Genomic DNA, 23,952 nt, shown 5'->3' on the forward strand with positions numbered 1-23,952 from the left:
GTCGACAGGCCTGCGCGCGGCACAGGCCTTTATTGCCGGGAAATCACGTCGGGTGGTTTCCCGGCTTTTTTGCATCAGGCGAACACGAAATATTTGCGCACGGTCTCGACCACTTCCCAGGTGCCCTTCATGCCCGGCTCAACGACGAAAATGTCGCCGGCACGCAGATGGATAGGCTCCATGCCGTCCGGGGTGATGATGCAGTAGCCTTCCTGGAAATGGCAGTACTCCCATTTCACGTAATCCACCCGCCACTTGCCGGGGGTGCAGATCCAGGTGCCCATGATCTTGCTGCCATCTTCGCTGGTGTAGGCGTTGAGGTTGACGGTGTGCGGGTCGCCCTCGAGCTTTTCCCATTTGCAGGCGTCGAGTACGGGCAGCGGGTGGGTGTCGCGCAAAACGGTAACAGGTGCGGTCATTGGTGAGTTCCAGAGCAGGCCTTGAAGCGGAAGCTGCACCCTATAGCGCCGGGTACTTTGCCAATTGTCTGGGTTCGACATTCAGTTGCTCATAAACGCAACAACGGATTGCACTGAACGGTTAGTCAATAACCCCTGCAACTTTAATTAAGGCAATGTACTGATCTGGAACAAAGGTTATGAACTTATAACAAAATTACTTGCTTTAATTTGGCAGGTGATACACCAGGGTTTTCGTCGCTAAGTTGCTTTCCATAGTTGAACATGAGTGCGGCGGGCGCGCTCCACCCTACGCAGGCATTGTTAAGTAAATATGTCGCTCCGACCAAACGCCTGCACCAATCGAGTGCAGCATTTACGGGCTTGTGCACGCTCGTCTCAGATCAATAAAAAACTTTGAACAGTTCGTTGACTCTCCCCTTAAGGGCAGAGTTTAGATTTCCGCCGCGTGAGAAGTTGCTGTGGGAAAAGTTACTTCTCGAATGCGGAAAATATGAGTCAGACACGACATATAGGGAGATAGAAATGAACAATCCATTGGACTTGGAACAGGTCATTGGCAGCACTCGCGCCATTCTCGCGCAGTTGTTGGTAATGAGCGCTGACGAAATCGATCAACACAGCAGCATCGTCGAAGATCTGGGAGCGGACTCGCTGGACATCGTCGACCTCAGCTTCCAGCTGGGTCGCCAGTATGGCTGCACATTGCCCAAGACCAGCGTGCTGGACCACGCGGTGGCTGTCTGCGGGGACGCCAGCGAGTTTCTGGCCAATGGCCGGATCACTGAAAACGGCAAGGCCCTGCTGGAGCAAAGCCTGAGCGCCTACGCACCGGACCAGCTCAAGGCCGGCATGCAACCGGCGCAGGTGTTCGCGGCCACCACGGTTCTCAACTGGGCGCAGCAGTGCCGCAATCTGTTCAATTACCTGCCATCGAGCTGCCCTGACTGCAACGCCCATCAAGCCGTGCTCAACGAGCGTCAGCAAGTGGTCTGCGGTGCATGCAGCGCACGCCTGGTGCCGGCCGATGGCGACGAAGTCTCCCGTCAACTGGTCGAGCAGTTTGTCGCCACTCACGTCAAAGAGACGGTGTAGGAGCTCACATGCGGGCACGAGAAGTCTATGTGAGCGGGTTCGGCCTGGTGGCGCCCATGGCGCTGGACGCCGCCACGTTGTTCGAGCGCATCTGCCGGAAACAATCCTGTGTCCGCGAACATCCCCGGTTCCAGGCATTGGGGTTTCGCAACAGCGCGGCCGGGTTTATTGATGAAGCACAGTGGCAGAAGATCGCCGCCGGATTCGGTGGCAATGCAGCGTTGCACCCGCGTCAGAGCGTGCTGGCCGAGTACGTCGCGCGTCAGGCGTTGCAGCACGCCAGTCTGACACCGGCCGACTTTGCCCACAGCCGCAGTGGTCTCTTTCTGGGGGCCAACAAATATTGTGCCGACAGCGACGATCTGCAGCGGGTCAGTCGATGCATGGATGACGCGGGGCGAGTCGATCTGGATCGCCTGCTGGACCATCCGGCACCGTCGGGCTCGGCTTTCGTGCGTCGGGTCGACCAGCAGACCCAGCATCTGGCGGACTGGCTCGGTATCCGCGACTGCATCTCGACCCACTCTGATGCCTGCGCCGCCGGCACCATGGCCATCGGCAGCGCTTTCCGGGCGATCGAGCGCGGTGAAGTGGATCTGGCGATTTGCGGCGCCGTGGAGCTGATGGCCAATGAGCTGCCGTATTACATGTTCAACAGCCTCGGCGCGTTGTGCCAGGCCGACCTGCCGGCAGGCGAGCAGAGCCGCCCGTTCATGCCCGATCGCAGTGGTTTTGTGCTCAGCGAAGGCGCGGCCCTGGTGATTCTCGAATCCGCCGAGCATGCCCGACGCCGCAAGGCCAGGCCATTGGGACGAGTGTTGGGCTACGCCAATGTCTGCGAAGCCCAGAAGATGACCTCCAGCAGCCGGGATGGCAGCAAGTACGAGGAATGCATGGACGCAGCAATCGAAGATGCCGGGCTGCTGCGCAGTGCCGTGCAACACGTCAATACCCATGGGACTTCCACCCAGGCCAACGACAGTTGCGAGGCCCTGGCCCTGCAGCGGCTGTTTGGCGAATGTCAGGACTTCATGACCTTCACCGCCAACAAATCGGCCATGGGTCACTCTCTGGCGGGCAGCGGTGCCATTGAAGCCGTGCTGTCGTTGATGACCTTGCGCGACGGTGTGCTGTTGCCGACCTTGAACTATGAACCTGAGCGCGCCGAATACCCTTCACTGAAGTTCCTCAGTGAGCCAATGCGTCAGTCGATCAACGTGGTGATGTCCAACTCCTTCGGTTTCGGCGGCGTCAACAGCTCGCTGGTTCTGGGGAGGGCGTGACATGAACAGACGCCTCTACATCAATGCCGCTGCTGTACTCAATGCGGCCGGCAGCGAATGCGCCGATCTGCTCGGCACACCGCCGGTGCCACAACCGCTGGCCTTCGACCTGCAACGCAAGGCTCTGGCGTTGCCCGTGCCGCGCCTGGCCAGTGATCTGTTCGATCGCAAGATCCAGCGCAGCGTCGAACCGCAGGGGCTGCGTCTGCTGCATTGCGCTGCACGGCTGGCGCCCGCGCTGGCGGCACTGCAACTGCCTGCAGCGCGCATTGCCCTGACCGCCGCGATTCCGGAGGTGGACGCACCAAGTCCTTGCTGGGATGCCGTGCAGGCCATTCTCGAACAACCGCACAAACAGCTGTCGCAACTGTTGGCCAACACCCCGCCATTGCATGCGCTGACATTGCTCAACAGCAGCGTGATGGCTTACGTAGCCGAGGCGCTGAATTGCCATGGCCCGATGGGCGGCTTCTGCTCCCAGGACAATGCCGGGCTCGATGCGTTGATCGAGGCCTGTCAGCAAATTGCCGAACGACACGCCGATGCGGCACTGGTGGTCAGCAGCAGTCCGAACCTGACGCCGGCTCTGTACCTGCGCGAGCCCGCTTTGGCGGACGAGCCGGTTTACGGTGAAGGCGCTGCGGCGCTGTTGCTCAGTTCGAAACCGCTGAAGGACGCCACGCAGGTCTTGCGTGTGGCCGGGTTTGCCCGAGGCTACAGCGCGGATCCGCAGCGTACGCTGGTGGTTGGCAAACGCGTGATCGAGCGCGCCCTGGGCGAGGAAAAACTCTGTATGGGTGACGTTGCCAATCTGGTGGTCAATCCTGCCGACCGGCAACTGATGAGCCTGTTTGAATCGAAGCCTCAATGTCTGCGCAGTGTCAGTGCAATGACCGGCGAACTGGGCGCCAGCGGATTGCTGACCGAGGTCGCCATGACTTTGCACCACAGTCGCGACGCAGGCGCCGTGCCTGGTTACACCTTGCTCGTCAGCCATGGTCGCGCCGGTCACTGGGGCGCATTGCTGTTGGCCAGTGAAACCCTGGAGAAGTACGCATGAGTGCGACACGGATTGTGATCACCGGAATGGGCGCGGTAACCGGATTCGGTTTCGAATGGCAGACCCTTTGGGAAAAAATGCTCGGCGCCGAACACTGCGTGCGCCCGTGGCAGCCGCAAGACCTGCAGGACAATGAATTTCCGGTTCGCTACGCGGCGCCCGTGGACATGACGTTATTGCCCGGGCATTTGCAGAACCACCCGGCCTGGACGCTGCCCCTGGAAAAGCGCAGCCGCTTTGGCTGGGTGGCAGCCAGCCAGGCCGTCGCCGACAGCGGACTGAATCCCGGGCAGTTGCGCGAGGCTGCCGTGCTGTGTGCTTCCGGGGCGCCGCAGCACATGCTCGCCGACATGCTCCTGACTCAGGCGCCGGACGGCGCTGCACCGGACTGGCAACACCTGATGGCGCGTGCTGCGGAAGTCAGCGCCGAAGGCTCCCTGCGCCAGGCGAACGACCGGCTGGCGCGAGTGATTGCCGACGACCTCGGCTGTGAAGGTCCGGTGATCAATATCAGCAGTGCCTGTGCCGGCGCGTCCCAGGCGATCGGCAACGCGTTCCGGATGATTCGTCGCGGCGAAGTGGACGTTGCCGTGGCCGGTGGCGCCGACTCGGTGCTCAACCTCGACACCATGGCTGCGTTGTACCTGCTGGGGGCAGCCTCGGGCGAGCAACGCTGGGGCGCTGATCTGTGCCGACCGTTCGATCGTGACCGCAGCGGTCTGATCGCCGGCGAAGGCGGCGGATTCGTTGTATTGGAAAGTCTTGAGCATGCCTTGGCGCGAGGGGCGACCCCGTATGCCGAAGTGCTCGGTTACGGCAGCAGCCTGGATGCCTACAAGGTCACCGCACCGCAGCCAGAGGGCCGGGGTGCTGCCTTGGCCATGCAAGCGGCGCTGGACGATGCCGGGTTGCAGCCGCAACAGATTGACCTGATCAATGCTCACGGCACCTCGACACCACTCAATGATGTCGCCGAAACCCTGGCCATCAAGCAGGTGTTCGCTCGGCACAAGCATTATCAGACGCTGGCCGTCAGTGCCAACAAATCGCAATTCGGTCATCTGATCGCGGCGGCCGGGGCGCCGGAGTGCATTGTCACTGCACTCGCCTGTCTGAACGATCTGGTCACGCCCACCGTGAACCTGCACGAGGCCGATGAGCGCTGCGATCTGGATTATTGCGCCGGTCAGGCCGTCAGCCGTCGTGTGGATTACGCCCTCAGCAACTCCTTTGGCTTCGGCGGGCTGAACACCTCGCTGGCACTTGGCAAATATCGGGAGCACGGACAATGACTAGCGCCACTGCACGCATTGCCATCGCTGGCAGCGGTTGTGTGTTGCCCACGGGCTGGGGTGTCGAGGGATTCTGGTCGGCAGCCCGGGAAGGTCGCAGTGCGATTGCGCCTCTGCAAACGCCGCTGTTCCACAGTGAACGCATCGCCGCATTCGGACAGATCGATGACGCCACGCACCAGCGCAGTCGCCAGGACGTTGCGCAAAACCTGCAGCGTTACTGCCCGCCGGCAGTGATCTGGGGCGTGAGCGCGGCACGCCAGGCGCTGGCCGAGGCCGGCGTCGAACCCGGCCGGGACGGTTTGCGTTATGGCCTCTATTGCTGTCAGGGCGGGTATACCCATCCGTCGGTGGCTTCCTATGGAGAACTGCTTCAAGAGTCCCGGACCGACAACGCAGCCGACATGAACCGCCTCGCCCGACAGGTGTTGCAGGAGCGCGCGCTCGATCCGTTTCTGGTGCTCAAGAGTCTGAGCAACGGCTTGCTCGGCGTGGTCAGCCTGGCGTTGAAACTGGAGTGTGAGTGCAACGCCTACATGCAAGGCGTGGCCGGCAATCTGGCGGCATTGCGTCAGGCGCACAGTGCCTTGCAGAGTGGGCGCATCGACGTGGCCATCGTGGTCGGGGCCGGCAGTGAGCTCGACCCGCTGGCGCTGGCCGCGCTCGCCGAGGCCGGTGTGATCGGTACCGACGGTTCCCGGCAGATGCTCGCCTTCGACCGCCAGGGGGCGGGTGGCATTGCCGGCGAAGGCGCCGCTGCGCTGGTGCTGCGGCGGGCCGCGGATCTGCCGTCGGGACCGCAGACCTGCCTGTCGGCGCTGTTCGCGCACCCGCGTCTGGACGCTCTGAGCCTGCCGGACAAACAGGTCGATCTGCTGATCAGCAGCGCCACCGGCACGGCGCACAAGGACGCCGATCTGGCCCGCACGCTGGCCCGTACCGGCGCCGCACACATCACCAGCAGCACGGCGTTGACCGGCATCCTCAGCGGTGCGCCGAGCCTGGTCGACCTGATTCTCGCCCGCCAGATGCTGCAGGCCCAAAGCATCGCGCCGATTGCCGGGCTGACACAGCCGGTGGATACGCATCTGCCGTTTGTGTCGGGCGAACCACGGGATGCCGTTCTGCACGATTGCCTGGTGATCAACCGCGACGACAACGGCTTCAGCGCCTGTTACCAACTCGACTTGCAGGCGGACGACTGACCGCTTGAAGGCAATACATCGCTTCTGAATTTTTACTCAAGGGATATGACTGTCATGGATTACCGCGATTACGTTCGGCCAAAATTCGTTGAACTGATGCAGGCCCTGGGCCTGGAGTGCCAGTTCCATCGGGCGCAGGGCAGCAAACTGTTCTACCGCGACAAGCAGGGTGACGAAGTGACCGTTACCGATTTTCTCGGTGGCTACGGTGCCGCGTTGTACGGCCACAACGATCCGCAATTCGTCGATCAGCTGTGCGGCCTGCTGCGTGCCGATGTGCCGTTCAACGCGCAAATGTCGGTGCGCAGCGCGGCGGGGCAGTTGGGGCGTGAACTCAGCGAAGCGTTCAACCGTGAGCTGAACAACACCGAGCGCTACATTTCCACGTTCTCCAACAGTGGCGCCGAGTCGGTGGAAATCGCCGTCAAGCATGCCGAATACCGTCGGCAGAAAAACCTGCAGAAGCAGTTCGACGAGCATGATTTCGAACTGGCGAACCTGATGACCAGCGACAAGGCCTATGTCGAGCTGGAGGTCGATGATCTCGAACTGCCTGCCGGCCTGTTGCCGCCGCACCTGACCAGCGTGACCGTGCGTCAGGTGGCCGAGGCGGTGCGTCAGCACAACCTCGCGCAACTGCATGTCGAGCCGGTCTTCCTCGCGGTGCGGGGCAGCTTCCACGGCAAACTGGTGAACACCGTTCAACTGACTTACGGCAAGCAATATCGCAAGCCATTTGCCCGTTTCGGGCTCAACGTCGAATTCATCGACCCGGATCAACCGCAGCAGTTGCAAGACCTGCCGGCCCGCCATCAGCATCACTGGCTGAGCCTGGAGTGGAGCGGCGAAACCCTGCGCGTGCGCCGTGAAGCGTTCAGCGCAATCACTGCCGTACTGCTGGAACCGATCCAGGGCGAGGGCGGGATCAACGAGTTTGCCAAAGAGTTCTACCTGGGCCTGCGTCGCCTGTGCAACGAGCAGCAATGCCCGCTGGTCATCGACGAAGTGCAATCGGGTTTCGGCCGCACCGGCACCTTGCTCGGGGCCACCCATTTCAACCTGCAGGGCGACTACTACTGCCTGTCCAAGGCGCTGGGCGGTGGCTTGATGAAAATCGCCGCCACCGTGATTCGTGCCAGTCATTACGAAAACGATTTCAGCTACATCCACAGCTCGACCTTCGCTGAAGACGATGCGTCGTGCCACATCGCGCTGTCGGCCCTGCGCCGGTTGTTCGAGAACGACAGCGCCATGCTCAAGGATGTGAACAAGAAGGGCGAATACCTCAAGGCTTCGCTGCTGGAGCTCAAGGCGGCCTATCCGGACGTGATCGCCGATGTGCGGGGGCGCGGCCTGCTGCTGGGCTTCCAATTGCATGACCTGACCGGTGCCAGTTCGCTGGTCCAGGCGTCGGCGCAGTACAACGAAGCGCTGGGCTACATCATTGCCGGCTACCTGTTGCAGTTCGAATCGTTGCGTGTGGCGCCGTCGGGCAGCAATGCCAATGTGATTCGCCTCGAACCCCCGGTGTGCATCACCTTCCAGGAGATCGATGGCCTGATCGCTTCGCTGCAAAAAGTCTGCGACATGCTGCGTCGCCGCGATGCATTCCCGCTGGCCGCCGGTGTGTGTGCCGACAGCATCGACCATGTGCCGGCACGCGCGGTCAGCTTCACGGAGACCGACAGCCTCCCAAAGTCTGACGAGAACGTGCGCGTGGTAGCACGCGTGGCGTTCATCAATCACCTGATCGATGCGGACATGCTCAGTGACGTCGACCCATCGCTGTCGACCCTGAGCCCGGAGCAGAAGCGCGAGTTCATCAAACGCATGGCCCCCGAGCGCCGCGCGGCGCCCATCGGCCCGGTGCAGATCCGCTCGAAACTGGGCACGGCGGTGGAGTTCACCCTCTATCCGCTGTGCATGGATTCCGATGCGATGGCGGCGTACATCGCCAGCGGTGATCTGGAAACCATCCGCGAGGAAGTCGGCAATCGCATCAAGGATGCCCGCGCCGATGGCTACAGCGTGGCTGGCCTGGGCATGTACACCTCGATCGTCACCAACAACTGCCAGGCGCTGAAAATTCCTGACATGGCGCTGACTTCGGGCAACGCGCTGACCATCGGCATGGGGCTGGAGGCAATCGAGCAGGGCTGCAGACAGCAGGGTCTGGAACTGAGCCGGCAGACCGCTGCAGTGGTCGGTGCGGCCGGCAACATCGCTTCGACCTACGCCTCGCTGCTGTCGACCAGTGTCGAGCACCTGATCCTGATCGGCAGTGGTCGTGACGGCTCGCTGCGACGCCTGGAGAAAACCGCTCACCAGATTTACGCCGAAGCCGCCCGGGCCATTCTCAAGGGGGTTGCCGAGCACGATCGTCTCGCCGGTCGCCTGCAGCAGCTGGGGGGTATCGATGCCCTGTTGCAAGCCCATGGCAACAGTGCCGATCTCGGTCAGCGCGTGGCACAACTGGTCGATGAACAACTGGGAAGCAACGCATTCATCACCGTCAGCAACGACCTGGAGGCCTTGAAGCAGGCGCGCATCGTGCTGTGTGCGGCGAATGCACCGCAGGCGTTTCTCGGTGCCGGACACTTTGCCGAGAACAGCGTGATCTGTGACATCGCCGTACCGCTGAACGTGGACCAGAACCTCGCCGGTCAGCGCTCCGACGTGCTGTACATGCACGGCGGGATTGTCCAGACGCCGCTGGGCGATGGCCTGGCCCCCAACGTTCGCGCCTACCTCAAGCAAGGTCAGTTGTATGCCTGCATGGCGGAGTCGGTACTGATGGGGCTGTCGGCCATGAAACAGCACTACTCCTACGGCGACATCAGCCGTGAGCAAGTGCAGCAGATCCGTGCACTGGCCGCGACCCACGGGTTCAGCCTCGCGCAGTTCAAAACCGATAACTCGCTGTAAGGAACGGTCATGCCGAACAAAGTAGCAGTAGTGACCGGTGGCAGCCGTGGCATCGGCCGGGCCATCGTCCTGGCGCTGGCGGGTGCCGGTTATCAAGTGGCGTTCAGTTATGTACGCGATGAAGTAGCGGCGATGGCCTTGCGTGATGAAGTGCAGGCGTCGGGCGTGGATTGCCTGGCGCTGCAATGCGACATCAGCCGTGGCGACAGCATCGCGTCATTCTTCGAGCGGGTCGAGGCGCATTTCCAGCGCGTCGATCTGCTGGTCAACAACGCCGGCATTACCCGTGACGGCTTGCTGGCGACGATGCCGGCCGGCGACATCCTGGACGTGATCCAGACCAATCTGGTCGGCACCTTGCTCTGCTGTCAGCAGGTGCTGCCGGGCATGCTGCGCCAGCGCAGTGGCTGCATCGTCAATATCAGTTCGGTCGCCGCGCAAAAGCCCGGCAAGGGCCAGAGCAACTATGCCGCGGCCAAGGGCGGGGTCGAGGCCATGACCCGCGCCCTGGCGGTCGAACTGGCACCGCGCAATATCCGGGTCAATGCGGTGGCGCCGGGGATCGTCAAGACCGAGATGAGCACCGCGCTGATCGGCAGCCAGGAGGAGCAGATCCAGTCGCGGTTGCTGATCAAGCGTTATGCCGAGCCGCAGGAAATTGCCGAGGCGGTGCTCTACCTCGCCGACCGTGGCCTGTACCTGACCGGGGAGGTCCTGCCGGTGAACGGCGGGTTGAAAATGCCATGAGCCGCACCATTCTGATTACCGGTGCGGCCAAGGGCATCGGCCGCGCCGTGGCCGAGGACTTCGCGGCCAATGGCGACAATCACCTGATCCTGCTGGATCTGGATTTGCCGCAACTGCAGGGCTGGGTAGACGAACAGCAGGAGCGCATCAAGGCTCGGGTCGAGACCTACGCCGCGAACATCGCCGATCTGCCTGCCATGGAAGCGTTTTTCAAGCAGCTCGGCACCCGGATCAAGCAGGTCGACGTGCTGGTCAACAGTGCCGGTATCTGCAATGAAAACGAGCCCGAAGATCTGCACAACTGGCACAAGGTGATTTCGGTCAACCTCAACGGAACGTTTTACGTGACCTCGTTGTGTCTGGCGCTGATGCCGGATCGGGGACGGATCATCAACATGTCCTCGATCCTCGGGCGGGCCGGCAAAGTACGTAATACCGCGTACTGTGCCTCCAAGCACGGCATCGTCGGGATGACCAAGGCCCTGGCGCTGGACCTGGCGCCGCGGCAGATCACGGTCAACGCGATTCTGCCGGCCTGGATCGATACACCGATGCTCCAGGGCGAGCTGGCGACACAGGCGGCGATCGCTGGCCTGACCCAGGAACAGATCGTGCGCAACGCGAAGAAAAAACTGCCGATGCGCCGCTTCATCCAGAGCGAAGAAGTGGCCGCGATGGTGCGGTATCTGGCCAGTCCTGAAGCCGGCGGGGTCACGGCCCAGAGCCTGGTGATCGATGGCGGCGTCGGATTGGGAATGTAGCTATGCCAGGATCCATAAACCGCATCGCCTGGGCGGTGTGGGCGTGCGTGGCCGCTCCGGCGGCTGTCGCGGCCCTGGAAGTCGATGATCTCAAGCCCGATTACGCCGACGCCGAAATCGGCGTGGCCACGGCGCTGCGCCTGCACGGTGACGATCAGGTCACGCAGAAAGCCGTGTATTTCAAAGCCAATCTGGAGGACAACTGGGACGGCGGTTATTACAAGGCCAAGGGCCGCGTACGGTATGACGCCCGCTACGACGGCAACAACCCGTACAGCGAACGCGCCCGGGACAAATATCGTTTCGACGCCGACTGGCGGCATCTGTATGTCGGTCATTCGCTGGGCGACGGTGAAGTGACGGTCGGCTGGCAGCAGGTGGTCTGGGGGCGTGCGGATGAACTGCGTGTGCTGGACCAGATCAACCCGCTGGACTATCGCGATGGCCTGACCCCGTTGCTCGAAGACAGCCGCATCGCCGTGCCGATGGTGCGCGTGACGCAGCCCGTGGGCGAATGGGAGCTGGAAGCGCTGTGGATCACCGACTTCGTCAAGAACCGGCCGCCGGTGGCGGGCAGCGAGTTCGCCGCGCCGCTGTTTGCGGCGCCCGATCCCGAGTATTTCCTGCTGGATTCCAAACCCGGTTACGACGGTGACAAGGGCTACTCCTATGGTCTGAGCGCCAATGGCCGGATCGGGGCTGTGGACACCAGTTTCGTGGCGCTGAGCGCACGTCAGCAGGACCCGGTGTATGCCGTCGAAGGTCTGGCCGATGACGGTCGTACGCGCCTTGAACGCCAGTTTCCCCGTTACACCATGGGCGGTGCAGGACTGGCGATCGACGCCGGCCACAGCATCGTGGTGCGCAGCGAGATTGCGTGGTTCGACAATTGGCGCGTGACCAATCCGACTCGCGCTTATGGTGCCGACAGCACTTCGATGGTCAAGTCGCTGCTGGGTGTCGACTATCTGTGGCGCGACTGGCTGATTTCGGCGCAATGGCAGGAACAGGTGTTGCTCGACTGGCAGGACGGGATGCTGCAGGACAAGCGCGAGCCGCTGTTCACCCTCTCGGCCGAAGGCACCCACTGGCAGGACCGACTCAAGAGCAGACTGGTGGCCGCCGCCTCGCCACCGTACAAGGACAACGCGTTGTTGCAGGGCATCTTCACCTACAAACCGGTGGACTACATCAAGCTGGGACTGGAAGTGGACGTGTTCTTCGGCAAGCCCGACAGGGCCTTCGGCGAATACAGCAAGCGCGATCAAGTGCGCCTGTCCGCCGGCTATCTGTTTTAACCCCCGTGACGCCTGCTGCCACCGGTGGCGCAGGCCCGCATGTACTCATCCGACGAAAAGGGAAATTCCGATGTTGCCGCTTTTGAAAAGTCTGACCGCTACCGCATTGATCCTCAGTGGCGCCTGCGCCAGCGCTGCCGACGGCAGCAATGCCGATGAAATCATTCGCCAGGTGCGCGATCGCAATGACGGTAAAAGCTTCATGTCCCAGGTGTCGTTGATCCTCCACGACAAGAAGGGCAATACCCGGGTTCGTGAATTCACCTACCTGCAGAAGGACTACCCGGACAGCGACAAATTCAGCATGTATTTCTCGGCACCGACCGATGTGCGCGACGTCGCATTCCACATTGAAAACCCCCATGAGCCCCTGGGCCTGGAAGACAGCCAGTGGATGTACCTGCCGGTCAGCCGCCAGACCCGCCGGATCTCCACCACCGACAAGCGCGGTTCGTTCATGGGCAGCGAATACTCCTATGCCGACCTGGACAAGATCCGGGTCAAGGATTATTCGCAGAAATTGCTGGGCGAAGAGCAGATCAAGGGCCGTGACTGCTACGTGATCGAACGTGAACCGGCGTCCCCGGAAGTGCTGGCCAAGACCGGTTACAACCAACTCAAGGTGTGGATCGACAAGCAGAATTTCCTGGTCATGCGTCAGGACTTCTTCGACGTCAAAGGTGTACTGATCAAGCAGATGCGCACCCAGAAGGTCGAGACCATCGACGGGATCGACAGCATCGTGCTCAGTGAAACCGAGCACTTCATCGACGGCACGCGCTCGGAAATGCGCTTCAACCAGTTGCAGTACAACGTTGCGCTGGAAGACCGACTGTTTACCCAGACCGCCATCAAGCGCGGACTGAAAACCGGTGACATACCGGAATTTTCCGTGTCTGCCCGTTAAGCGCCGCTCCCGACGACCCTGGAACACATGATCATGGAAAGATACCTGAACTTTGTCGAGCGCCATGCGCGGGCGATCGTTTTCCTGTTGGTGGCGATCACCGCGTATTTCACTTATACGCTGGGCGCGCTGATCTCGGACACCAACCCTTATCTGCTCAAGGACAGCCATCCGGCGCGCAAGACCATCATCGATTTGCAGGGTGAGTTCACCGGCACCTTCGACTCGGTGATGGTGGCGTTGAACAACCCGCAGACGGTCTTCAACAAACAGACGCTCAATGCGCTGTTTTCGATGTCGCAGTCGGTGCGCAAGATGATTCTGGCCAACGACGCCGACAAGGAGCAACTGACGCAGATCGTCGCCCGCTACCCGAATGACAGCCGCGCGCAGTTATTGACCCGGGACATTCTGGAGGACGGTTTTTCCCAGAATGATTACGCTCAGGCCAAGGCCCTGCGCGATCATGCCCAGAGTCAGAACTGGGATGCTCATGATCAGTTGTTCCTGACCTTCCTCGCCGAGCGGATCAACCCGATTCGCGAAATGGCGTCGATGGGCGACCTGGAAAACATCGTGTTGACCGACGGTGGCGAGTTGTTGATCCACAAGACCCTCAACGCCTATGACATGGACCCGGCCGTGGTCGAGTCGCAGATCATGGGCAACGAACTGATGGTCGACGGGGTGGTGTCGAAGGACAAGAAGGTCGCGATGCTGGTGGCCGAACTCGGCACCAAGCAGGATGACGCCCAGGCGCAACTGCGCGCCTATCAGATCGTGCGGGGCATCGTCGCCAAGTATCAGGCAGAGCATCCGGAGTACAAGGACGAGATTTTCATTGCCGGCATGCCGATCTTCATCGCGGCCCAGCAGGAAATCATCGACCATGACCTGGCGGTGCTGTTTCCGATCGTGTTTCTGCTGATCACCCTGCTGCTGACGTTCTTCTTCCGCAAACCGCTGGGCGTGTTGTTGCCGCTGTTCAACATTCTGTTCTGCACCATCTGGACGCTGGGCCTGATGGCGCTGCTGCGGGTGCCGTTCGACCTGTTGACCAGCGTGTTGCCGGTGTTTCTGTTCACCATCTGCTGCTCGGACGCCATCCATGTGATGGCCGAATACTACGAGCAGAAAAACGCCGGCAAGAGCAACCGTGACGCCAACCGCGAAACCCAGCGCCTGATGGTGGTACCGGTGGTGTTGACCACAGTGACGACCATCGCCACGTTCATGATTTCCACCACCAACAACATTGTCAGCATCCGCAATTTCGGCGTGTTCATGTCCATCGGCCTGACGGCGGCGCTGATCATTTCATTGCTGCTGATTCCGGCCTGGATCTCCCTCTGGGGCAAGGATCAACCACCGCAAGCGAAGGTGGCCGCGCACAAGGAATCGATCATCTCGCGTTATCTGGTGGCGTTCTGCGCCTGGATGATCCGCTTTCGCAAACCGATTCTCTTGGTCATGTTGCCGCTGCTGGCGCTGGCCACCGTGTTCACCTTCCGCGTCGATATCGAAGACTCGGGCATTGCCTATTTCAAACCCGAAAGCCATATCCGTATCTCGGACCAGTTCATCAACCACGCCAACGTCGCGGGTACGGCGCCGGGCTGGATTGCCATCGACAGCAAGGAGCCTCGTGGGGTGCTGACCACGGAGGTGGTGCAGTTCATCGACAGGCTCGACCACTTCATCAAGCAGCAGCCGAACGTGAGTTACGGCTACTCCCTGGCCACTTACGTCAAGCGCATGAACCTGGTGCTCAACGACATGAACCCTGATTACCTGCGCGTTCCCAACGCCATGGAAAAGGTGAGCTCCGTCAATGATGACGGGCAGGTCGAACAATTCGAAGTGCCGGGCAATTCGCTGATCGAGCAGCATGTGATGCTGTTCGAAAACGGTGGCGGCTCGGACTTGAACAACGTGCTCAACGCCGACTTCTCCAAGGCCTTGACGCTGTACACCATGACCTCATCGGTCGCCAGCGATTATCAGGGCATGCTCGATCGCCTCGACGCCTGGCTGCTGGTGAACAAGCCGGCCAACCTGGAGGTGACGCATGCCGGCACGCCGTTGATCTGGACCGGTGTGTTGCAGGAAATCACCCAGGGCCAGGTCCTGAGCTTTTCCCTGGCGTTGCTGGTCGTCACGCTGATGATGATGTACTGGCTCAAGTCGGTGCGGCTGGGCATTCTCGGCATGTTGACCCTGCTGACCACCTCGGTCACGGTCTACGGCTTCATGTTCCTGTTCGAGATCCAGCTGAACATCGGCACGACGCTGGTGACTTTCCTGGTGGTGGGCGTGGTCGATTACGCGGTGCACCTGCTGTCGCGCATCAAATGGCTGGTGCAGCAGGGCATTGAAGTCGACGCGGCGATTCTGCAGGCGATGCACAGCGTCGGTCGCTCGACGGTGATCAACGTGGTGATTTTCTCCGTGGGCTTCATGGCGCTGCTGTTTTCTGACTTCAAGCCGATTGTCGATCTGGGGGCACTGGTGGCCATGGCGCTGTTCTCCAGCGGGGTCATGACCATCATTCTGGTGACGCTGGTTTCGCCGTGGTTCTTCGGCGCGATTGAGCCGGTTGTCCAGCCCGCTCGGGCGCAACGCCTCGACGCAGAGGCAGTACCGGGCTGAACAGGCCTGAGCCGGTTCCGCCTGCCCTGATCCGACAGGCGAACCGGCCCATGCGGCGCATGAGGGTTTTCAGTTCAGCGTAGCGGCCGGGGTTTTTTCCCCTTGCCGGGCGATGCGCTCGAACTGACATTCCTGTCGAGCCTCGTGGAGGTTGTTTTCAAACGCTTCAAGACCATCGTACAACTGCTGCAAATCGCCGATCTGGGTCACCAGCTCGGCTTTTTTTCGGGCGATGGCGTTCTGTGCCATGTCCCATGGGAATTCGTCGCCGCGGTAGTTGTTCAGGATGACTTGCAACTCCTTGAGCTTGAAGCCCAGTTGCTGAGCGCATTTGATGAACGTCAGTACCTCGACGCTCTCCTGACTGTAGATACGGTATTTACCTTCACGCTTGGGCTCGGGCAACAGGCCGATTTCTTCGTAATGGCGAATGCTTTTGACTGTGGTGCCCGACAGCTGGGCGGCTTTGCCGATATACATAAAGATCCATCTCGATGATAAAACAGGGCGTAGCGTGACCAGGCTCGAGGCCTGATCGGCGGGCGATTATAGGGTGAATGTCATCGGCAGGTTGCAACTGTGCGTAAATGACGCGCACAGCTGACGGACGGGCTTGAGGGAGAGCCCGTGGAAGGCTGACGGCGTCGGCGGCGCCGTCAGTTGGACAGTGGCGTCGGATTCAGATCGCGGCGCTGGCTCGCGCCTGTTTCAGCCATACGTCGCGCTGCTCCGGTTTGGAGCCGAGCATGGGACCGAACGTCAGGGTCTTGATAGGTTTGACCCCGCAGAACTCCAGCGTGGTCTTGCGCACCTGATGCAGGCCCGGCATGCCGTAGAACCACTTGTAGTACCAGTACGGCGTGTCCATGGTCACCAGCAAATGGGCGGTGCGGCCTTTGAGCAGTTTGTCCGGGAAGGCTTTGCCCTCGCGGTACTTGAACGCGAAACCGGGCAGGAAGATGCGGTCCAGAAAGCCTTTCATCAACGCCGGAATCCCGCCCCACCAGATCGGGTAGACGAACGTCAGGTGCTCGGCCCAGGTGATGTCGGCCTGCGCTTGCAGCAGATCGGGCTCCAGCGGCTGAATCTTGTTGTAACCCTCGTGCAGGACCGGGTCGAAATCCAGCGCATCCAGGCGCATCAACCGTACCTCATGCCCGGCGTCCTTGGCCGCCTGAACGTAGGTTTCACTCAGTGCTCCGCAAAAACTCTCGGTGGAGGGGTGTCCCAGAATCACGAGCATTCGTTTGCCCATAGTGTGTACTCCTGAAAAGAAGCTCACAGGATAGAGTCTGCCCCTAGCGGTAGAGTCAAGGCGTCAGTGCCTCCAGCAAGGCTTGGGTGTAGGCCGGCAGATGGGCGAAATTTCTTGAACACAGGTGCAGCGTCCGCCTGGCCCAGGGGTCGTCCAGCGGCACACAGGCAAATGAGTTCGCCCGGGGCCAGCGCTCAACCGCCACTTTGGGCGCGATCGCCAGCCCCGCACCCCGCGCCACCATGCGCATGAGGCCATCGAAACCATCGGCTCGGATGCGGATCGCCATGCGCTGGCCGATGTGCAGCGCCTGTTCTTCCAGATGAATCGCCAGGGCACTGTCGGCACCCAGCGCCACGTAGTCATGGGCCAGGGTTTCGGCAAAGGTCAGCGAGAAACACTCTGCCAGCGCGTGACCCGGCGGCACGAGCAGCACCAGCGGGTCGTCGCGAAAGATCCGGGTCTGCAAATCGTGGGTGTCCACAGCGTCGGAGACGATGCCAAGGTCTGCCGTTCCCTGGCGCAAGGCATGGGTGATGCGCGCGCTGGGCAGTTCCTGCAAGTCGATGTCGAGGTTGGGATGTTCGCTCAGAAAATCCGCCAGCACTTCCGGCAGATATTCGCTGATGGCCGTGGTGTTGCACAACAGACGCACCTGGCCCTTGGCACCCCGGGCGTATTCGTTCAGGTCCTGCTGCATGCGGTCGGCCTGTTGCAGCAGGAGCCGCGCATGTTGCGCCAGGGCCTTTCCGGCCGGCGTCGGTGTGACCCCGCGACGTCCGCGTTCCAGGAACGCCGTGCCCAGCGAAGCTTCCATGGCACGAATCCGCGCACTGGCCGCCGCCAGCGACAGATGACTGCGGGCGGCACCGGCGGTGATGTTGCCGCTGTCGAGAATGTGCAGGTACAGGCGCAGGTCGGTGAGGTCGAAGTGCATCGGTCATGACTCTTGCTGAAAGAGAGGCTGCCTCAGTGTATGACAGATTTTCAGCTCACCCGCGCCGGCGCACAGTATCGCCATGAACGCACTCGCAGATTTCTATCAGAACCTCGGACTGGCCCTGTCTTTACTGGTGCTGATGACCTTCATCCTCGCCGGCCTGGTGAAAGGCGTGATCGGCCTCGGCCTGCCCACTGTCGCCATGGGGCTGCTCGGTCTGGCTATGGCGCCGGCGCAGGCTGCGGCGTTGCTGATCATTCCGGCGACGCTGACCAATGTCTGGCAACTGGCGTTCGGCGGGCATCTACGCGCACTGGTGAAACGGCTGTGGCCGATGCTGCTGACGATTGTCCTCGGTACAGCCATCGGTACGTTGTGGATCGGCATGGCGGGCGGGCACTGGGTGGTGCGCGGGCTCGGTGTGGCGCTGTTGCTCTATGCGGCGAGCGGATTGTTCCTGCCGACGCTGAATGTCAGTCGTCGCCGTGAACCGTGGCTGGGGCCGCTCTGCGGTTTGATCACCGGCGTCATCACTTCGGCCACTGGCGTGTTCGTGATTCCCGCCGTCCCCTACATGCAGGCATTGGGCTTGAGTCGCGATGAACTGGTTCAGGCCCTGGGCCTGTCCTTCACCGTGTCGACCCTGGCGCTGGCCGCCGGGCTGCTCTGGCGCGGCTCGCTGGGTGGCGCGCAATTGAGCGCTTCGTTGCTGATGTTGATTCCGGCCATGCTCGGCATGTGGCTCGGGCAATGGCTGCGCCAGCGCATCAGTACCGTGTTGTTCAGGCGGGTGTTCTTCATCGGTCTGGGCGCGCTGGGCGCCCATCTGCTGATCAGCGGCTAGCGGACGATGCGCTGAGCATCTCGATCGGGCGGATATCGAAATCCCGCTCCAGGTACTCCATGCGATTGGCGAAAAACTGCTGCATGTGCGGCAGGTTCGAGTGCACGTCCAGATGCGCCTGGCTTTCCCAGATCTCGTAGAAGATGAACAGGGTCGGATCTGTCTTGTCGCGCAGCATGTGGTACTCGATGCAGCCGGGTTCTGCGCGGCTCGGCTCGACGTAAGCGCGGAAAAACGCTTCGAAGGCTTCGGCTTTTTCCGGGCGGGTCTTGGCGTGCAGGATGAAACCCTGGCGTCCGCTCATGGCAAAAAACTCCATTCAGATTCAGATGACGGCCAATCCTACGGCAACAATCGGCGTTCTATTCGTGCGTTTTACTCAAATGAATTTTGCGCAATCGACGCTTATTCCGCGCGAGGCGCATCGTTAATCTGCCGCCATTCAATTTATTCACCTTGTCCATCCGGCGCTCTGCGCTGTGTATCGGCGTCCCATCGAGGCTGTCCCATGAAAAAAGTGCTGTTGCTCAATGGCGGTAAAAAATTCGCCCACTCCGACGGTCGCTACAACGCCACCCTTCACGAAGCGGCGCTCGGCGTGCTGGATCGCGGCGGTGTAGACGTCAAGACCACTTTCATCGACGAGGGCTATGACATCGCCGAAGAGGTGGCCAAATTTCTCTGGGCCGACGTGATCATTTATCAGATGCCGGGCTGGTGGATGGGCGCGCCGTGGACCGTGAAAAAGTACATCGACGAAGTCTTCACCGAAGGCCACGGCAGCCTCTACGCCAGTGACGGTCGCACCCGTTCGGACTCCTCGCAGAAGTACGGCAGCGGTGGCCTGATCCACGGTAAGCAGTACATGCTGTCGCTGACCTGGAACGCGCCGCAGCAGGCGTTCGACGATCCGACCGACTTCTTCGAGGCCAAAGGCGTGGATGCCGTTTACTTTCCGTTCCACAAGGCCAACCAGTTCCTCGGCATGACCGGCCTGCCGACCTTCCTCTGCGTGGACGTGATGAAACGCCCGAACATCGAAGCGGATGTGGCGCGATACGAGCAGCATCTGAGCGAGGTGTTTGGCCTCAAGGCCTGACGCTCGGCTACTATCGAAGGCCTGAGCCTGTGCCGCAGGCCTTTCGATTCGAGGACACCCGTGAAAGCCAGATCCGATGAGTTGCAGATTTTCGTCTGCGTGATCGAGTGCGGTTCGATTTCCGCCGCCGCCGAGCAGGTCGGGCAGACGCCCTCGGCGGTCAGCCGCACGTTGTCGCGACTGGAAGCCAAGCTCGACACCACGCTGATCAACCGCACCACGCGACGCATGGACCTGACTGAAGAAGGCAAGTATTTCTTCGAACAGGCCAAGCTGATCCTCGACCAGATGGATCAACTCGAAGAGCGCCTCTCGTCACGCCAGCAGACGCCGTCCGGACGTTTGCGCATCAACGCCGCCTCGCCGTTCATGCTCCATGCCATCGTGCCGTACATCGACGAGTTCCGGCGGCTGTACCCCGACATTCAGCTCGAACTCAACAGCAACGACCTGATCATTGATTTGCTGGAACAAAGCACCGACGTCGCCATCCGCATCGGCGCCCTGGCCGATTCGACGTTGCACGCCCGGCCGCTGGGTTGCAGCCCGCTGCTGATCGTTGCGAGTCCTGCCTATCTGGAAAAACACGGTGCGCCGCTTCAGGTCGCCGATCTGAGCGAACACACCTTGCTCGGCTTCACCCAGAACGAAGGCCTCAACCAGTGGCCGCTGCGTTACGTGCACGGTGACCGCTGGCCGATCACCCCGGCGATCAGCGCTTCCAGCGGCGAGACGGTCCGGCATCTGGCGCTGGAAGGCCAGGGCATTGCCTGTCTCTCGCATTTCATGACCATCGACGACATTCGTGCCGGGCGCCTCAAGGTGCTGCTGGCGGAATTCAACAGCGGTTATCGCCAGCCGATCAACGCGGTGTACTACCGCAACTCGCAACTGGCATTGCGGATCCAGTGCTTCCTGGACTTCATCCAGAGCAAACTGGCGGCTTACGCCAGCGCCGATTTCAAGGGCTGATTCGTGATCCCTGCGCAACAGTGATTTGGTTGTGGGCGGGTTTTTCCACCGGGTTCGCCGGTCGATACTCGCTGCATCATTTATTCACGCAGGGAGTCTCTCCATGAACGTATTCGTCACCGGCGCTGCCGGTTTTATCGGCGGCTCCATCGCCACCGGTCTGGTCAAGGCCGGCCACAGCGTCACCGGTCTCGTGCGCAGTGCCGAGCAGGCCGATGAGTTGCAAGCACTGGGCATCACCCCGGTGATCGGTACCCTCGACGACAACGCGCTGCTGGGCGAACAGGCCCGTGCCGCCGACGCGGTGATCAACGCTGCCAGCAGCGACCATCGCGGCGCAGTCGAAGCCTTGCTCGACGCCCTGCGCGGCTCGAACAAAGTGTTCCTGCACACCAGCGGTTCGAGCATCGTCGGCGATGCCTCGGGCGGTAAATCCAGCGATGTCATCTACTTCGAAGACAACCTGCCCGAGCCGACCGTCGACAAGGCGGCACGGGTAGCCATTGACAACCTGATCCTCGCGGCAGCGAAGGACGGCGTGAACTCGGCCGTGATCTGCAACACCCTGATCTATGGCCACAGCCTGGGCGTCCATCGCGACAGCGTGCAGTTGCCGCGCCTGCTGAAACAGGCACGCAAAAGCGGTGTGGTGCGTCACGTCGGTACCGGGCAGAACATCTGGTCCAACGTGCACATCGAAGATGTGGTGTCGCTGTACCTGCTGGCCCTGAGCAAAAATGTCCCGGGCACGTTCTACTTCGTTGAAAGCGGCGAAGCGTCGTTCATCGACATGACCACCGCCATGGCCGAGGCCCTGAATCTGGGTGAGCCGCAAGACTGGCCGCTGAAAGACGCCGAGGCAGAGTGGGGCTATGAAATGGCCAATTATGGCCTGGGCTCCAACAGCCGGGTGCGCGGCAAACACGCCCGTGAACTGTTGGGCTGGGCGCCGAAGCGCACATCGGTCGTCGAGTGGATTCGCAACGAAATGGTGTGAGTCCACACACCACACTTGAACCTGTGGGAGCCAACCGGCTCCCACAGGTTTTTTTATGCCCCGGAAATGAAGGACAAGGCGTCGAGGCTCATCGAAACGTTCAGATGTTTCCTACTAGCCTGATCCCCGCACAGACATGGCCAACGCAACTGGCCGGTTTGTAGGATAGCGGGCACCCACTGGTTGTCTGGCCATGAGGCCAGGTCGGTGGGTAACGCCCGTGGAATTTTTCTGCAAAAGGGAATTTGCGATGGCAATACGCACCTCTGCTGCCTGTACGTAAAGGCATATCCCGGGCGAACCAGACGATTTCGCCTCCTCACGGTTCATGACACGGCGCCAAGCGCCCTGGCCGGAGCATTGCGCTCTTCGGTCGTGGGCACACTCATCCGCGAAATTGGCAAGAACAAGGAGTAGTTATGATCATTTTGGGCATTACCAATAATGACTTGTCGGGTGCCTGCCTGGTACGTGACGGTCAGATTCTCTCGGCGGTCAGCGAAGAGCGTTTCACCCGCATCAAGGACCACAAGAACTGGCCCGCGAAGTCCATCGATTTCGTGTTGAACCAGGCCGGCCTGTCGCTGGAGGATGTCGATTACGTGGCCTATGGATGGAATGCCGGTTTCAGCGCCGACAAGCACCTTGAGTTGTATTTCGACCGGGTCGTCGAAGAAGTCAGGAACAACCCCGAAGGCCTGGCGCAGTTCCGCCAGCGTGTCACCGATGAAGTCCGCAACGACAAAGAGAAACGCGCCGAATTCGATCAATACATTGCCGCCAACGGGCTGACCGGCAAGGCGTATTACATCGATCACCACGAGTGCCATGCCCTCGGTGCCTATGTCTGCTCGCCATTCGATGAAGCCTTGACCCTGACCTGTGACGGGCGCGGTGATTTCCAGTCGTTGACCGTGACCTGGTACAGCCCGACCGAAACCACGGTGCTGCAGCGCGAAACCAGCATCGACAGCCTGGGTTATTTCTACGGCCGGATCACTCATTTGCTGGGTTACAAACCCAACCGTCATGAAGGCAAGGTCACGGGCCTGGCCGCGTTCGGCGACCCGCAGAAGTTGCTGGGGGTGATGCAGCAGATGATCCGTTTCGAAGACGGGCGCATCAGGGCGAATTGCGGTGACCTGTTCCTGCCGTCCTACCACAACTACAGCGAATCACTGCAAACCCTGTTCGCCCGGGAGACCCCGGAAGACATCGCCGCCGCCGTGCAGCGTCACTCCGAAGATTTGCTGGTGGCGGTGGTCAAGCATCATCTGGCGCAACGTGGCAGCGCCAACCTGTGCCTGGCCGGCGGTGTGTTCGGCAACGTCAAACTCAACCAGCGCCTGCGCGAGATTCCGGGGGTGAAAAACGTCTATGTGTTGCCATGCATGGGCGATGGCGGGCTGGCGCTGGCGGCGGCCGTGGGGGCGGCATACCTGGAAAACGGCACCCGCTTCAGGAACCCGGCCATGACCCTCGGCCCGGAGTCGCGAAGCGTTTCGCAGAACATCAACCTGATCCAGCGCGACTACCCCGAACTCGGTTATCACGCGCCGTCGAACATCATCGACGTGCTGACCGACGCACTGATGGAAAACCAGGTGCTGGGCATGTTCAAGGGCAAGATGGAGTTCGGCCCGCGCTCGCTGTGCAACCGCAGCATCGTCTACCACGCGCAGGATGCCGAGGTGAACGACTGGCTGAACAAGCGCATGCACCGCACCGAGTTCATGCCTTTCGGCCCGGTCACCGCCATTGAACAGGCGGCTGCCTGCTACGTCGGCTGGGATGAGGATCAAGTGGCGGCAGACACCATGACCATGACCTACGATTGTCATCCGCAGTTCAGCGAAGCCAGTCCGGCAGTCGTGCACATCGACGGCACGGCGCGGCCACAGATCATTCGCCCGGAGCGTGACGCATTCATGCATCGCCTGTTGAATGCCTGGCACGAGCGCACGGGTCAGGCGGCGTTGATCAACACGTCGTTCAACCGGCACGAAGAACCGATCGTGTGCTCGCCACAGGACGCACTGGATGCGTTGAAAGAGGGGATGGTCGATCTGGTGGTGATGAGCGAAGCTCTGATCGTCTGGCGCAAGGGCAGGAACAGCTTCACCCGCCAACGCTTCGAATAAGGGATGAAGTATTTCAGGGCTCCCCGGAGCCCTGTTCAGGAGTATCGAGCGTATGGTTGACCC

21 protein-coding genes are annotated in these 23,952 nt (G+C 61.1%); 16 read left to right on the forward strand and 5 right to left on the reverse strand.

Annotation, left to right across the window (positions count from 1 at the left end; all coding sequences use genetic code 11):
- Positions 1–74: 74 nt before the first annotated feature.
- Complete coding sequence (locus ACK6BI_RS24315) at positions 75–419, reverse strand: cupin domain-containing protein (protein WP_409319070.1); 345 nt, start codon at positions 417–419, stop codon at positions 75–77.
- Positions 420–944: 525 nt separating this feature from the next.
- On the opposite strand from ACK6BI_RS24315, the gene ACK6BI_RS24320 reads away from it, so the two are divergent.
- From ACK6BI_RS24320 to ACK6BI_RS24370, 11 genes are all read left to right on the forward strand, one after another.
- Complete coding sequence (locus ACK6BI_RS24320) at positions 945–1,514, forward strand: acyl carrier protein (RefSeq protein WP_409319071.1); 570 nt, start codon at positions 945–947, stop codon at positions 1,512–1,514.
- A gap of 8 nt (positions 1,515–1,522) precedes the next feature.
- Positions 1,523–2,797, forward strand: a complete 1,275-nt coding sequence (locus ACK6BI_RS24325) for a beta-ketoacyl-[acyl-carrier-protein] synthase family protein (RefSeq protein WP_409319072.1) — start codon at positions 1,523–1,525, stop codon at positions 2,795–2,797.
- A gap of 1 nt (position 2,798) precedes the next feature.
- On the forward strand, positions 2,799–3,857 hold the full coding sequence (locus ACK6BI_RS24330) for a beta-ketoacyl synthase (RefSeq protein ID WP_409319073.1): 1,059 nt from the start codon (positions 2,799–2,801) through the stop codon (positions 3,855–3,857).
- Positions 3,854–5,149 (forward strand): beta-ketoacyl-[acyl-carrier-protein] synthase family protein, encoded by a 1,296-nt coding sequence (locus ACK6BI_RS24335; protein ID WP_409319074.1) that lies wholly within the window; start codon positions 3,854–3,856, stop codon positions 5,147–5,149. The genes ACK6BI_RS24330 and ACK6BI_RS24335 overlap by 4 nt, the downstream gene beginning before the upstream one ends.
- Entirely contained in the window at positions 5,146–6,354 is a 1,209-nt protein-coding gene (locus ACK6BI_RS24340) for a beta-ketoacyl synthase N-terminal-like domain-containing protein (protein ID WP_409319075.1), read from the forward strand. The genes ACK6BI_RS24335 and ACK6BI_RS24340 overlap by 4 nt, the downstream gene beginning before the upstream one ends.
- 54 nt (positions 6,355–6,408) lie before the next feature.
- Entirely contained in the window at positions 6,409–9,279 is a 2,871-nt protein-coding gene (locus ACK6BI_RS24345; RefSeq protein ID WP_409319076.1) for an aminotransferase class III-fold pyridoxal phosphate-dependent enzyme, read from the forward strand.
- 9 nt (positions 9,280–9,288) lie between these two features.
- Positions 9,289–10,026 carry a 3-oxoacyl-ACP reductase family protein gene (locus ACK6BI_RS24350; RefSeq protein ID WP_409319077.1) on the forward strand — a complete coding sequence of 246 codons (738 nt, stop codon included), beginning with the start codon at positions 9,289–9,291 and terminating at the stop codon, positions 10,024–10,026.
- On the forward strand, positions 10,023–10,787 hold the full coding sequence (locus tag ACK6BI_RS24355; RefSeq protein WP_409319078.1) for an SDR family NAD(P)-dependent oxidoreductase: 765 nt from the start codon (positions 10,023–10,025) through the stop codon (positions 10,785–10,787). The genes ACK6BI_RS24350 and ACK6BI_RS24355 overlap by 4 nt, the downstream gene beginning before the upstream one ends.
- A gap of 2 nt (positions 10,788–10,789) precedes the next feature.
- A complete protein-coding gene (locus ACK6BI_RS24360; protein WP_065261053.1) occupies positions 10,790–12,085 on the forward strand; it encodes a DUF1302 family protein in 1,296 nt (431 codons plus the stop codon).
- Between the two features lie 70 nt (positions 12,086–12,155).
- Entirely contained in the window at positions 12,156–12,992 is an 837-nt protein-coding gene (locus ACK6BI_RS24365; protein WP_065261054.1) for an outer membrane lipoprotein-sorting protein, read from the forward strand.
- Positions 12,993–13,025: 33 nt separating this feature from the next.
- The gene (locus ACK6BI_RS24370; RefSeq protein WP_409319079.1) at positions 13,026–15,641 is read left to right on the forward strand and encodes an efflux RND transporter permease subunit; all 2,616 of its coding nucleotides are present in this window, start codon (positions 13,026–13,028) and stop codon (positions 15,639–15,641) included.
- 69 nt (positions 15,642–15,710) lie between these two features.
- On the opposite strand, the gene ACK6BI_RS24375 is transcribed toward ACK6BI_RS24370, so the two are convergent.
- The 3 genes from ACK6BI_RS24375 to ACK6BI_RS24385 form a co-directional block, all read right to left on the reverse strand.
- Positions 15,711–16,121: a MerR family transcriptional regulator gene (locus ACK6BI_RS24375; RefSeq protein WP_065261055.1), complete on the reverse strand. Its 411-nt coding sequence runs from the start codon at positions 16,119–16,121 to the stop codon at positions 15,711–15,713.
- Between the two features lie 199 nt (positions 16,122–16,320).
- The gene (locus ACK6BI_RS24380) at positions 16,321–16,896 is read right to left on the reverse strand and encodes an NAD(P)H-dependent oxidoreductase (protein WP_260522124.1); all 576 of its coding nucleotides are present in this window, start codon (positions 16,894–16,896) and stop codon (positions 16,321–16,323) included.
- 55 nt (positions 16,897–16,951) lie between these two features.
- Complete coding sequence (locus ACK6BI_RS24385; RefSeq protein WP_409319080.1) at positions 16,952–17,833, reverse strand: LysR substrate-binding domain-containing protein; 882 nt, start codon at positions 17,831–17,833, stop codon at positions 16,952–16,954.
- Between the two features lie 82 nt (positions 17,834–17,915).
- Between ACK6BI_RS24385 and ACK6BI_RS24390 the strand changes: the two genes are divergently transcribed.
- On the forward strand, positions 17,916–18,680 hold the full coding sequence (locus ACK6BI_RS24390; RefSeq protein ID WP_409319081.1) for a sulfite exporter TauE/SafE family protein: 765 nt from the start codon (positions 17,916–17,918) through the stop codon (positions 18,678–18,680).
- Here ACK6BI_RS24390 and ACK6BI_RS24395 read toward each other — a convergent pair.
- Entirely contained in the window at positions 18,670–18,984 is a 315-nt protein-coding gene (locus tag ACK6BI_RS24395) for a putative quinol monooxygenase (protein ID WP_409319082.1), read from the reverse strand. The two genes, ACK6BI_RS24390 and ACK6BI_RS24395, sit on opposite strands and share 11 nt — an antisense overlap.
- A 204-nt stretch (positions 18,985–19,188) precedes the next feature.
- Here ACK6BI_RS24395 and ACK6BI_RS24400 point away from each other — a divergent pair, with 204 nt between their 5' ends.
- The 4 genes from ACK6BI_RS24400 (at position 19,189) to ACK6BI_RS24415 (ending at position 23,889) form a co-directional block, all read left to right on the forward strand.
- Positions 19,189–19,779, forward strand: a complete 591-nt coding sequence (locus ACK6BI_RS24400) for an NAD(P)H-dependent oxidoreductase (protein WP_409319083.1) — start codon at positions 19,189–19,191, stop codon at positions 19,777–19,779.
- 60 nt (positions 19,780–19,839) lie between these two features.
- On the forward strand, positions 19,840–20,751 hold the full coding sequence (locus tag ACK6BI_RS24405; RefSeq protein WP_409319084.1) for a LysR substrate-binding domain-containing protein: 912 nt from the start codon (positions 19,840–19,842) through the stop codon (positions 20,749–20,751).
- Between the two features lie 103 nt (positions 20,752–20,854).
- Positions 20,855–21,748 (forward strand): NAD-dependent epimerase/dehydratase family protein, encoded by an 894-nt coding sequence (locus ACK6BI_RS24410; protein ID WP_409319085.1) that lies wholly within the window; start codon positions 20,855–20,857, stop codon positions 21,746–21,748.
- Between the two features lie 419 nt (positions 21,749–22,167).
- The gene (locus ACK6BI_RS24415; protein WP_409319086.1) at positions 22,168–23,889 is read left to right on the forward strand and encodes a carbamoyltransferase; all 1,722 of its coding nucleotides are present in this window, start codon (positions 22,168–22,170) and stop codon (positions 23,887–23,889) included.
- Positions 23,890–23,952: the final 63 nt, after the last annotated feature.

Source organism: Pseudomonas sp. KCJK9016 (genome assembly GCF_046231795.1).
In the GTDB taxonomy this organism is placed as follows: domain Bacteria; phylum Pseudomonadota; class Gammaproteobacteria; order Pseudomonadales; family Pseudomonadaceae; genus Aquipseudomonas; species Aquipseudomonas bananamidigenes.